Origin of the sequence: Bartonella elizabethae F9251 = ATCC 49927 (assembly GCF_000518165.1) — a bacterium.
Taxonomy (GTDB): domain Bacteria; phylum Pseudomonadota; class Alphaproteobacteria; order Rhizobiales; family Rhizobiaceae; genus Bartonella; species Bartonella elizabethae.
Window position 1 is genome coordinate 7,501 of record NZ_KI912393.1, and the last position, 12,501, is coordinate 20,001.

General features: G+C 39.4%; 11 protein-coding genes. 5 read left to right on the forward strand and 6 right to left on the reverse strand.

What is annotated here, in order from left to right; translation table 11 throughout:
- Window positions 1–209: 209 nt before the first annotated feature.
- Window positions 210–1,286 carry a YrzE family protein gene (locus T429_RS0108610; RefSeq protein ID WP_005774790.1) on the reverse strand — a complete coding sequence of 359 codons (1,077 nt, stop codon included), beginning with the start codon at window positions 1,284–1,286 and terminating at the stop codon, window positions 210–212.
- A gap of 516 nt (window positions 1,287–1,802) precedes the next feature.
- Here T429_RS0108610 and pyrF point away from each other — a divergent pair.
- The 3 genes from pyrF to hisS all read left to right on the forward strand — a co-directional run bounded on the left by pyrF (window position 1,803) and on the right by hisS (window position 5,463).
- On the forward strand, window positions 1,803–2,648 hold the full coding sequence (gene pyrF, locus T429_RS0108615) for an orotidine-5'-phosphate decarboxylase (protein WP_005774791.1): 846 nt from the start codon (window positions 1,803–1,805) through the stop codon (window positions 2,646–2,648).
- A gap of 648 nt (window positions 2,649–3,296) precedes the next feature.
- Window positions 3,297–3,560: a helix-turn-helix domain-containing protein gene (locus T429_RS09980; protein WP_244925512.1), complete on the forward strand. Its 264-nt coding sequence runs from the start codon at window positions 3,297–3,299 to the stop codon at window positions 3,558–3,560.
- A 415-nt stretch (window positions 3,561–3,975) separates the two neighbouring features.
- Entirely contained in the window at window positions 3,976–5,463 is a 1,488-nt protein-coding gene (hisS, locus tag T429_RS0108625) for a histidine--tRNA ligase (RefSeq protein ID WP_005775349.1), read from the forward strand.
- Between the two features lie 478 nt (window positions 5,464–5,941).
- Here the strand turns inward: hisS and T429_RS0108630 are convergent, their stop codons facing one another.
- Entirely contained in the window at window positions 5,942–6,466 is a 525-nt protein-coding gene (locus tag T429_RS0108630; protein ID WP_005774794.1) for a peroxiredoxin, read from the reverse strand.
- A 220-nt stretch (window positions 6,467–6,686) separates the two neighbouring features.
- On the opposite strand from T429_RS0108630, the gene T429_RS0108635 reads away from it, so the two are divergent.
- Window positions 6,687–8,327: an alpha-D-glucose phosphate-specific phosphoglucomutase gene (locus T429_RS0108635; RefSeq protein WP_005775348.1), complete on the forward strand. Its 1,641-nt coding sequence runs from the start codon at window positions 6,687–6,689 to the stop codon at window positions 8,325–8,327.
- A 268-nt stretch (window positions 8,328–8,595) separates the two neighbouring features.
- A complete protein-coding gene (locus T429_RS0108640) occupies window positions 8,596–8,931 on the forward strand; it encodes a zinc ribbon domain-containing protein YjdM (RefSeq protein WP_005775347.1) in 336 nt (111 codons plus the stop codon).
- A 562-nt stretch (window positions 8,932–9,493) separates the two neighbouring features.
- Here the strand turns inward: T429_RS0108640 and T429_RS11200 are convergent.
- The 4 genes from T429_RS11200 to trpS form a co-directional block, all read right to left on the reverse strand.
- A complete protein-coding gene (locus T429_RS11200) occupies window positions 9,494–9,616 on the reverse strand; it encodes a hypothetical protein (protein ID WP_280173543.1) in 123 nt (40 codons plus the stop codon).
- Between the two features lie 594 nt (window positions 9,617–10,210).
- On the reverse strand, window positions 10,211–10,789 hold the full coding sequence (locus tag T429_RS0108650) for a NifU family protein (protein WP_005774797.1): 579 nt from the start codon (window positions 10,787–10,789) through the stop codon (window positions 10,211–10,213).
- A 62-nt stretch (window positions 10,790–10,851) separates the two neighbouring features.
- Entirely contained in the window at window positions 10,852–11,343 is a 492-nt protein-coding gene (locus tag T429_RS0108655; protein WP_005774799.1) for a universal stress protein, read from the reverse strand.
- Window positions 11,344–11,405: 62 nt separating this feature from the next.
- Window positions 11,406–12,476 carry a tryptophan--tRNA ligase gene (gene trpS, locus T429_RS0108660; protein WP_005774800.1) on the reverse strand — a complete coding sequence of 357 codons (1,071 nt, stop codon included), beginning with the start codon at window positions 12,474–12,476 and terminating at the stop codon, window positions 11,406–11,408.
- Window positions 12,477–12,501: the final 25 nt, after the last annotated feature.

Sequence of the window (12,501 nt, forward strand, 5' to 3'; positions counted from 1 at the left end):
AGACTGTTAATCCTTAAAAGACCATGGAGGGTATATTTGCTCATTGATTGAGAATAGATATCTCTTTAACAGTCTTTTTAATGTTTGCAGGTCTTTTGTTTAAGGAGTATGGGAGCAATGAAACATAAAGAACGCTGAAATATTTAAAAAGATAAAAAGCTGTACATTTTTGTACAGCTTTTTTTACGCTTGCTTGAAAGCTAAAAATTTTAAAGTTTGAAAATATCCTTACGGCTTCTGTAACCATAATAGCCACAAATACTGGAAATGATAGCGCCTATCAAACTCCCTAAAAAGCCCCACCATCCCATGTGTGATGCTTTTGTCGTAACTTTATCAGCTATGTGAAGAGCATTTTTTGTTTGTGTTTCAAGCTTTTGAGACAAGGTATCGGTTTGTTTTTCTAGTGCTTTGAGGGTTTGTTCTGTTTTTTCCTCTGCACTTTCATAGAGTTGAACGGCGTGGGTGGCTGCCGTTTGTGCATCTGTACGCGACATGCCATTGTTCATCAAGGCTTTGATGATATCACTTTGATTAAATTTTGTCGTCAGCGTTTCTAGGCGATTAGAAAGGCTATTCCCTAGATTTTTCAGAGTGGTGCGATAATGCGAAGGATCATTTTTGAAAGCGGTGATGGCAGAACCAATATCGCTGAGCGCAGCCTGATAGGTTTGTTTCAAGCGTTCAGGATTGAGAGCTGGAATATCGCTTTTTTTGAGTAGCGTGTGCAACTCATTGCCCAGTTTATCAAAATTAATCCCATTGTCACGGGTTTCTGCAAAAAACTTTTCAAAATTTTCGCTGTTTAATTTTGCAAGTAGAGAGGGAAGATTGTCGACGGTTTGTTCTATCATAGACGTGCTTTTCCCAACAGCTTTAGCGCTTAAGTTTGCTGTATGTGAAACCACGTGGATGGCTTGGAATGTCATCAGCAGTGTGATGAGAGCCCAGGTTAAGAAACCGTGAAGAGCGCCAGAGATTTCAGCAAAACGCCCAGCAACAAAGCCTCCACTTGCAAGACTGATCACCATAACGATGAGCGAGCCAATACCCATCGAGAGGAAAGAACCTCTAAAAGGGGAGGACGAGGTAAAGTCCATTTGGCTTAAGCCTAAAGCGGCTATGAGGAAAGACAGGCAGATTGAAACAGCAAGAGCTGTAACCAGTCCAGCAAAAATGGCGGACCATGAAATAGGTGTATGAAAAAATGAATATTTTGTCTCTAGAGATGTTTCTTCTAGAAAATTCGTATCGAAAGGTGTTTTTTCAGGAATGCGGGTTTCCATGTTTTATCTCCTTGAATATGCTGGAGATACAATGTCTTTTTGCCAATTATGTTCCAAAGTTTATAGCCCATTATGGATAATTAGGCTGCTAAAGGCGAATAAGAAAGATCGAAAGTTAAGATTGAAAACATCAGGGTGAAGCATTTTTTAATTTTTGTTTAAAGCACATGATCGAGAATTTTGGTTGAGTGTAAAAAAGAAGCGTGAAAAAGATAAAATAGGGGGCTTTACGAGGGCATTGAACGAAATAATATGAATGTTTTTTTGTTCCTATTCTGTCATCAAGTTTGAATTTTTCATCTCATGACAACGTCTTGATTGATACAAGTATTTTGATCGATCAACATGTGATAAGCTTTGTAAATGGGAATATCTTTCATAAACAAACGCAGATTTTGTCTATAAGAGCAATATGAGAGCGCTTTCTTAAGGGTGTCAGGCGCGTATTCTTTTGACAAATGCTTTTCTTTTTGATTGTATCAAAAAGTTTAAAGAGAGACCGTGTTAGGATATCAAATGTTTTGTTCAACTTTTTTTAAAAACAGTGAAAAATATGGACCCCTTTGTGTTGGGTTTGATCCGAGTCATAAAGTTTTGCAAGCATGGAATTTGAGCCCAGATGATAAAGGTCTAAAAGATTTTTGCGATATCCTCTTAACAGCAGTTGTGGGGAAGGTGGGGATCATAAAGCCGCAAGCGGCATTTTTTGAGTTATATGGGGTGGAAGGGCTTCAAGTTTTGAAAGAACTCATTGAAAATGCACAAAAACAAGGTTTGTTGGTTCTCGTTGATACAAAAAGAGGGGATATTGGCTCTACGGCTGAAGCTTATGGACAAGCTTGGCTTGGTTCCAATAGTCCCTTCAAAGCCGATGCGATAACAGTCAATCCTTTTTTAGGGTTTGATGCTCTTATTCCTTTGATAAAGATTGCAGAAGAAACAAAAACAGCGGTTTTTATGGTTGTTCAATCGTCTAATCCAGAGGGAAAACAAATTCGGAATGCTCGCATTGGGGATCAAACGGTTTCGGTCCATTTAGCGCAGCGGATTTATGACTATAATAGCCAATCTTCAAGTCAATATCGCCATATTGGACCTATCGGAGCCGTGATTGGTGCAACATTAGGCTGTGAAGCAAAAGAGACAATTGAACAGCTAAAAAATAGCTTATTTCTTGTTCCAGGCATTGGGGCTCAAGGGGGAACTATAACACAATTAACTCAGCAGTTTCCTCAAAGGCTATGGCAGAATATTATTCCTTCAATTTCAAGGTCGATTACAGAGGTTGGTCGAAATCCTGTTGATTTAAAAAATGCCATTCATAACTTTGCTGAACAATCTAAAAACACACTTCTCTCTTAAATTTGGGGCTCTTACTGGGGGAGGGCTCTTCCTGATCAAAAAGTTCTACTTTTTGATTGCGTATGGGGCTCTCTTCTCTCAATGACGATGTTTTTATGGGATAGCAGAATAATCATCCGTCTTGAGACCGCGTGAAGGATAAAATAAAAGCTGTTGTATTGGTTAAGGCCCCTCTCTAGAGGGGGCATTTAAGAAACAAGGGTGAGATCCTTTCGTGAAATGGGAGGCTTGGGGATATGATTTTGATGCGTGTGTGTTCAAGAATTTGAGAAGCCGATAACTTCTCATGAAAAAGAAATTCTGCGACCTCCTGAAAAACTATTTTTATTGCAAAAATCTTGAAATTATTTTACACATTGAAAAATGTTTTTGGTTGTATACGCGGCGACCAAGTGGGCCTTGAAAACCCTAAACCTTAGCGTGAAAATAACCCCACTTTGTGGGTGTCCCGGAATTCCGGGAGATTTTGCACTGTCCAGGTGTGTCTTACGCACTAAAAGCAAAATGCTGACTCGGATTCAGTTTTTTCAAGCTCCCGGAATACTCATGCGAGGCGCTCGCACTCGGTGGGGGGCAAATGCAAGCTCAGAACCTTAAACTTGATCTTTTTGTTGGCAAAAAATTCGCTTTAGGCGAAAAATGTTGAGAATGACTCAAAAAACATTAGGAGATGCTTTAGGGGTAAGTTTCCAACAAATTCAAAAGTATGAAAAAAGCTTAAACCGTGTAAGTGCAGGACGTTTAAAGGAAATTTCCGATATCCTAAAAGTTCCAGTTTCCTTTTTTTACACGGATATCATCACAAATGAAAATGCTTCATACCATCATGATGAGATTGCCTCAAATAGAGAAGAATATTTGCTTTTAAAAAGTTTTAGAGTCCTGACCTCTGCAAACAAAAAGCCATTTTAAAATTAATTTCTGATCAGAAGATATGATGTATGGCGCTCCCTTCTCTCTATTTCCTTCTGATCTTAAAAGATGCGGATTTTTCACGCACACTGATTTTTAAAAAAAGTCATTTGTAAACAATCCGCTGTCCTCGTCTTACTTATGCCCTGCTGCCTTTATATGAATAGATGAGCGACGTCTCTTCATAAAGACTCATGAAAGTATCTAGAAACATCTTATGGCAATAATGCGCTTGTTTCGCTTTGATCTTTTAACGGTTTTCAAGGATAAAGTTTTTTAAAGTTCTACTGAACCGTAGACAATAGAAAGCCTCTAACATGTTGTTAAAAGCTTTACGGGCGATAAAGTCATTGCAGCGTTTGTTGCTATGGGATAATGGTTATCCGTAAACACCATATTGTTGCTAGAGAATAACATGTCATTGAAACAAGAAAAAACCAAAGCCCGTTTACCTCGTGGTTTTGTGGATCGTACAAGTGCACAATTGTATGCAACCGAAACCATGATTGCGCAAATTCGTGAAGTTTATGAACTTTACGGTTTTGAAGCGCTTGAAACCCCCATTTTTGAATATACGGATGTGTTGGGGAAATTCTTACCAGATTCCGATCGTCCCAATGCAGGGGTTTTTTCGCTTCAAGATGATGATGAACAATGGATGTCTTTACGCTATGATTTAACGGCTCCTCTTGCTCGTCATTTTGCGGAAAATTTTGAAACGTTAGCAAAACCCTATCGCAGTTATCGGTTGGGCTTTGTTTTTCGCAATGAAAAGCCTGGTCCAGGGCGGTTTCGACAATTTATGCAATTTGATGCAGATATCGTTGGAACACCAACCGTTGCAGCAGATGCGGAAATTTGCATGATGGCAGCTGATAGTCTGGAAAAAGTAGGCATTGCACGCCATGAATATGCTATTCGTTTGAATAATCGAAAAATTCTCGAAAGTGTTTTGCAGATGATTGGTTTAGGAGAAAAGGAGCAGCTTGATCGCCGCTTAACTGTTCTTCGAGCCATGGATAAACTGGATAAATTTGGTCCTGAAGGCGTGCGTTTGCTTTTAGGCAAGGGACGTTTGGATGAAAGTGGTGATTTTACAAAAGGGGCTGAGCTTCAAGATAAAGAGATTGAATGTATTCTTTCCTTACTCACGATAGAAGCAAAAACGGCAGAAGAAACCCTTGATGCTCTCAGAAAAATCGTTGGTCAGAGTGCGCAAGGTCTTGAAGGGGTTGGCGAACTTGAGGAAATGCAAACAATCTTTGCCGCCAATGGGTATCACAATCGTATTAAAATTGATCCTTCAGTGGTGCGTGGATTGGAATATTATACGGGACCTGTTTTTGAGGCAGCATTGCTTTTTGATGTTCTCAATGATGATGGGCAAAAAGTTGTCTTTGGCTCTGTTGGAGGAGGGGGGCGTTATGATGGGCTGGTTGCGCGTTTTCGTGGGGAAAATATTCCGGCAACAGGCTTTTCAATAGGGGTTTCACGTTTGATTGCTGCTTTGCAAAATCTGGGAAAATTACCAGAAAAAAATACTTTTGGACCCGTTGTGGTGTTAATGATGGATAAAGAGCCAGAAGCTGTTGCACGCTATCAAAAAATGGTCATGAAATTGCGAAATGCAGGAATTTGTGCAGAACTCTATTTGGGGGCATCGGGAATTAAAGCGCAGATGAAATATGCGGATCGGCGAAAAGCGCCTTGTGTGGTGATCCAAGGGGCACAAGAACGTGAGAGTGGAAAAATACAGATCAAAGATTTGATTGAAGGAGCGCGTTTGTCTCATGAAATTAAGGATAATCAAACATGGCGTGAAAGCCGTCCTGCACAAGTGATGGTGGATGAAGAGCAATTGGTGCAAACCGTACAAGATATTTTGGAAGCCCAAAAACGCTAATGGTTTTTTTTTTAAAGAAATGACAGGAAAGAGCTTGAATATTTCTCCTTTAATTTCACGGTATTTGCCCATGAATGCGATAAGGATAAAGCCACAATCATATAAAATCTATTGAGCTTCCCATCTTTATGCTTGTGAAGGAGTAAACCGGCACCATCTCACACTTTTCCAGCTCTGGAATGTTGCGGACTATTCCTTGGTATTTCTCGATGATTCATGAAAAGGCATTTTTATTGTACAATTTTTACTCACACGCCAACTCCGCTTGTGACGTGCAAGCCAAGTGATCTTAATGGTTTCAACAGAAAACAGATTTGAAATAAAAAAATATGACGATATTTCAGGCTCGAACTCAAGTTGGATAACGCTTAAATAATTATGATCAATTAAAAGGTTTTTAAAAAATACAAACGACACAAATTTCCTTTTCTAGAGAAATTTGTGCCGTAAAATTTAAATAGAGGATTTTGGATTTGGATTAGCTTTTTAAAGCTTTTAAAACATTTTGTGGTGAAGAAACTTCATAAGGATCGGTTGCGCAATTGTCTGAAAAACCTGCTTCTTCAAACCATTGTTCAATCACACCATCATTAATCACAGCAGCATAGCGCCATGACCGCATGCCAAAACCGACATTGTCTTTTGCAACCAGCATACCCATTTTGCGTGTGAATTCACCAGAACCATCAGGAATTAATTTCACATTTTTGATATTTTGTGCTTTTCCCCAAGCATTCATGACAAAAGCATCATTGACGGAAAGGCAATAGATTTCATCAATACCCGCTTGTTTAAATTCATCATAGAGTTTTTCAAAATCAGGCAGTTGAAAGGTTGAGCACGTGGGGGTAAAAGCGCCTGGAAGAGAAAAAAGAATAACGCGCTTTCCTTTAAAGTAAGCATCGCTCTTAACTTCTTGCCACCGATAAGGATTATCTCCACTTACTGATTCATCGCGGACACGTGTATGAAATGTAACATTGGGAACTGTTTTTTTCATCATATGGATGCTCCTGTATTTTTTTTACGAAAATTGTGTTTTAAAATAGTCTTCATCTTTAAAAGCATATGGGGAAAGAGCGTTTTAAATAAAAGGGCTTCTTAAAAAATTCTGACTCCTCACAAGTGTGCAAATATTTCATTGTTCCGTCAAGTGGAATTAATGATCGACTTTGAATACTCTTCATCTTAAAATTAAAGGAAAGAATATGAAGGTATGACCAATGACCATAAAGACAGTTTTGACCACGGCTTTTGAGGGGCAAAAACCGGGAACATCTGGTTTGCGCAAAAAAGTCTCTGTTTTTCAACAACCCCATTATGTGGAAAATTTTATACAGTCTCTTTTTGATAACATTGGGCCTCTTGAAGGAAAGCTGTTGATTCTTGGGGGCGATGGACGCACCTTTAACCGGACACTCCTTCAGATTGTCTTGAAGATGGCAGCAGCGCATGGTGTTTCTCGTGTAAAAATCGGACAAGGGGGGCTTCTTTCCACACCGGCTGTTTCGCATCTTATTCGTAAATATCATGCGCATGGTGGACTTATTCTTTCTGCAAGCCATAATCCTGGGGGGCTAGACGGAGATTGTGGAATAAAATACAATATTGCCAATGGGGGACCTGCACCTAATTCTTTATGTGAGGCTATTTTTGCAACATCGAAACAGCTTTCCTTTTATAAAATTCTTGAAGCGCCAGATGTTGAGTTAGATCACCAAGGGATGACCTTTATGGGAGAGATGCAGATCGAGATTATTGATCCTGTTGCCGATTATGTTGCTTTGATGCAGGAAATTTTTGATTTTGATTGTATTGCTAAGGCTGTGGCTAAAGGACTGACTTTTCGCTTTGATGCCATGCATGCGGTAACTGGACCTTATGCCCATGAAATTTTTGAAAAATGCTTAGGATTTTCTAAAGGGACGGTGGTCAATGGTCTTCCTTTACCAGATTTTGGAGGCGGTCATCCTGATCCCAATTTGGTTTATGCCAAGGCTCTTTATGATTTATTGATGTCAGAGCAAGGACCAGATCTTGGTGCCGCATCTGATGGTGATGGTGATCGTAACCTCATTATTGGACGTCAGCAATATGTTTCACCTTCTGATTCCTTGGCAATTATGGTAGAATATGCCCATCTTATTAAAGGGTATCGTCAAGATATTATGGGGGGCATTGTGGGGGTGGCTCGCTCTATGCCAACAACACCTGCTGCAGATTTAGTTGCTGAAAAATGCGGATTAAACTTTTTTGAAACGCCAACAGGGTGGAAATTTTTTGGAACGCTTTTGGATGCTGGGAAAGTAACCTTTTGTGGTGAAGAAAGCTTTGGAACCGGCTCTCATCATATCCGCGAAAAAGATGGTTTATGGGCTGTCTTATTTTGGTTAAATCTTTTAGCAGTAACAGGAAAAACAGTTGCACAAATTGTGCAACAGCTTTGGCGCACTTATGGGCGCTTTTACGCACTGCGTCATGATTATGAAGAAGTTGAAGAAGACAAGGCTTTGGCTTTACTCGAACACTTGCGAGCGCACTTACCACAAGCTGGAACCGAAATTGCTGGATTTCTGGTCAAAAAAGCAGATGATTTTACTTATCATGATCCTGTTGATCAGAGCGTGAGTACGCGCCAAGGGATCCGTATTTTTTTCGAGAATGGCGCACGATTGGTGGTTCGTTTATCGGGAACAGGGACGTGTGGTGCGACCTTACGGCTTTATTTTGAACAATATGAAGGGGATCCGCGCAGACACAATTTAAATCCCCAAGACGTTCTTCAACCTTTGCAACAGGTGGCTCTAAAACTGTTAAACATACAACAAGAATTGGGACGAGATCACCCTGATATTATCACATGAGATCATGGGAATGTTTTTTGCAAAGATATGATGATTGATCACATTCAAAAGGTTTTGATTGATTCAATATAAGAGGATTTTATGGTCTATGAGGGGTATTGTATAATGTTATAAACGCAGCGATTGTAGGGGATGATCGCATTTATGAACATAGGTGGCAGATCAAGAGGAAATAAAAGAACATGTTTTTCTAAAATAATGGACAATAAGCTCTTCTTGCTTTATGACCCATCATCATGAATGGTTTTTCTTAAATAAAGGGGAATTTATGACCCAATATCCCAAGTGTCCTCGTTGTGATGGTCTTTATACTTATGAAGAGGGTGAAAATTTTGTCTGTCCTGAATGCGCACATGAATGGCCCCAAAAGGATAATGATACTGTTCTTTCCGAGATTGTTTATGATGCCAATGGTCAAATCTTGACCAACGGAGATACCGTTATGGTGATAAAAGATCTGAAAGTAAAAGGCGCTTCCTCTGTTTTAAAAAGTGGGACGAAGGTTAAGAATATTCGCTTGGTGGAGGGGGATCATAATATTGATTGCAAAATTCCTGGGATTGGACAGATGGGGTTAAAGTCGGAATTTGTTAAAAAAGTTTAGGTGTTTACTCTCTTGGCATTGTTTTTGACTTTCGTTGGGTTTCTGTTTTCATATTCTGCTTCAATAGGGTTCTTTTCCAATCGTTCTGTTCTTATTTCATAGATTATGCTCATCCGATAGATACAATATCTTTGCACTTATGGGGATACAAAACTATGTCTTGCGAGAATAGCTGTCTTTTATTTCAGATATGTTGGTCGGTGCTTTAAGGATTGGCTGTTAATTGATCAGAAAAGAGTAAAAGAACGCGCTTTATGAGAGGAATAATGCCGTAAAGTAAGAAATTGATGATGGCTTAATTGAAGGAATTTTTCCCTCTTTTATCAGATTATTTCCAAAATAACCCTCAACGATTTGGCTTTGATTGATTTTTTTTAAAGGTTTTGATCTCTTTTGCATCTTCATTTGTGAAGATAAGAGTAAAGGGCGTAGAGGTGGAATTCTTGATTTCAAGAAGAGGAAAAGTCGGTATGTTCTTTAAAAAATATCTTTCTTTAAGATGTTTTTAACCTCTTTCACAATGAGACTTATGAAAATGGTATAGGGCAAGCACCGTTGAGCGTTATCGTTTTTGTGTTTCATAAAAGGATAAGCCAATACCATCACATACTTTGCCGATCTTCAATGTTGCAACAGCTTTTATATTTGTCCCGATGGTTGCATTCTTATCGTTGAAAATGTTCATAAGAGGTATCGTTTTTGTTATCTTCCAATTTGTAATGTGTTCGTGAATGATTTTGGTTGATGCCATAAAGACAATTGAAATGAGAAGACTGTTAGGATTCCCACGAAAGGTATAAAAGCGTGCCCCTTATTAATTGGTTGTTATAAGAAGAAATCTACGAAATTTTATCGTCGGAAATACTCAAAATGATGGGACGCAAGGGGACAAGTCTGTGCTCTGTCTTATATTCTTTTCTTTTTGAATGGCTCCCTTGTTTTTGGGGATAAAATGGCATGACAAGGTTATGAGGCAAAATAAATTTAAAGTGTGTCTCTGCCTACGCGTTATCCTTGCATGTATGTAATAGTTTCGTTGAAACGATGCCTCTAAAATATGTCTCTAAAGGGGGAAAATATTTTGAGGCATGAGAGGAAGTGAAAGGAAAAATTCTCATTTTCTAGGATTTTTTGAAGTCGTATTGTCTTTTTATGACAGCATGGTTTGCATCTCAAATGATGAGAGATAAAATGGTGTAAGATTTTTGCACCCCATGTTTAGAGCGTTGGTGAAAAGAAATAATCCATGGGATTGTTTTATCTATTGAGGTGTCAATACTTATTGTGGCATGGCTTCAACGCCTAAAACTTCAGGGATAAAATGGCGTAAAAGATTTTCAATCCCATGTTTGAGCGTTGCCGTTGAAGAGGGACATCCAGAGCAGGCGCCCCGCATATTGAGATAAACAATCCCATTTTCAAACCCGCGAAAAGTAATATCACCCCCATCATTGGCAACGGCTGGGCGTATACGTGTTTCAAGCAGCTCTTTAATGGTTAAAACAATATCAGCGTCTTTTTCGTCATAAAATTCTTCATTAAGGGCATGGGCTTTTGCTTGTGTTGTAGCGTTGGTGGTAATGACAGGCTCATTGGAGAGAAAATGCTCCATAATTGTGCCTAAAATGACAGGTTTGAGATGTTGCCATTCCCCTTCTTTTTTGCTTACAGTGATGAAATCATAGCCTAAAAAGACACCATTGACATTGGGAATATTAAACAGTTTAGCTGCCAAAGGTGAACTTTTAGCCGCTTCTTCACGGTCGCGAAACTCTAAGACGCCTTCAGAAAGGACCACCCGCCCTGGGAGAAATTTAAGTGTTGCAGGGTTTGGGGTGGTTTCAGTTTGAATAAACATAGACTCTCCTTTTATCATGAAGAATTAGATAAGATCATTCCATTTTTAAAATATTATATTTTTTAGGCAATAGACTTAATATCTTCATCAGCAAGATTGCTAGGAATGACAATGACAGGGATTGAAAAAGCTGTCCCTTTATTCCCGATTAATTGGATAAGCGGGCCTGGTCCTTCTGCATGTCCGCTAGCGGCTAAAACAATCAGTGCAATTCTTTTATCTTCGTCAATCAGTTTAGAAATTTCATCAATTTTTTTTCCTTCACGCACCACTATTTCTGTTTCAAGCGCATGGGAAGTGCGGACATCACTGGCAATATCTCCTAATATTTTATGAGCACTTTGCGTTGATTCTGTGCGCATAACATTGTTTACACCCAGAAAATGTTGAAATTCTATACTATCAACAACACAAAGCAAAACCAACGTTCTATTGGTGTTTTGAGCATGTTGTGCAGCAAACGCCACGGCACGCCGACACTCTGGTGTCTCATCGATGATGACAAGGTTTTTTTTCTTGGGCTCTTTTTTCGGATTTTTGGGTTTAGAAATCATGCACTTTCTCTATTTTGTACAAACGATTTTTTTGCTTTCTACAGTTTTTTAGGGTATTGTTTTTATGTATTGTGCAAAAATCCAACAATTTCACGAATTTTTTTCATATTTTCTTCTGCGAGCATACTAGCACGTTCTGCGCCATCATGCAAAACAGAGTCAATATAACCGCTTTCTTGATGAAGACGACGTAATTCTTCTGTTATAGGGGCAAGCTTATGGACGGCAAGGTCGGCTAGAGCTGTTTTAAAATGTGAAAATTGTTGACCAGAAAACTCTAAAAGAACCTTTTCTTTACTCACTTTGGCAAAGGCGGCATAAATACCAAGCAGGTTATCCACTTCTGGTCGTTCTTTTAAAGCGTCAAGAGAATCTGGAAGAGGCGCAGAATCCGTTTTGGCTTTGCGTATTTTTTGGGCGATAAGATCTGCATCGTCGGTCAAATTAATGCGTGAGAAATCTGAAGGATCTGATTTTGACATTTTTTTTGTCCCATCACGCAGGGACATAACGCGTGGGGCGGTTGTTCCAATCAGTGCTTCTGGGAGGGGAAAAAAGCTTGGTCTTTTTTCTTCATTCGTTGGCATAGAAATGCCAAAATTTAAGTCAGCAATACGGTGGGCATAATCATTGTTAAACTTTTGTGCAATATCGCGTGTGAGTTCAACATGCTGTTTTTGATCTTCCCCTACCGGAACATGCGTTGCACGATAGACTAAAATATCAGCCGCCATCAACGTGGGATAGGCAAAAAGCCCAAGGGATGCTTTTTCGCGATCTTTTCCTGCTTTATCTTTAAATTGTGTCATACGTTGAAGCCAACCGATACGCGCAACACAATTTAAAATCCAAGCGAGTTCAGCATGTTGAAAAACACGGGATTGATTGAAAATAATGTGTTTTTGGGGATCAATACCGGCGGCTAGAAAGGCGGCTGTCACTGTTCTGGTGGATTCCTGTAAAATAAGGGGGGCTGGGTTGACGGTGAGCGCATGCATATCCACAACACAATAGAGGCAGTGATAAGCGTTTTGTAGTTCAACCCAATTTTGAAGGGCTCCAAGATAATTGCCAAGATGTAAGTGACCACTCGGTTGTACGCCGGAAAAAACAAGGGGAGTGAAGGTATCCATAGGAGTGTGCTTTCTAATTCAAGGT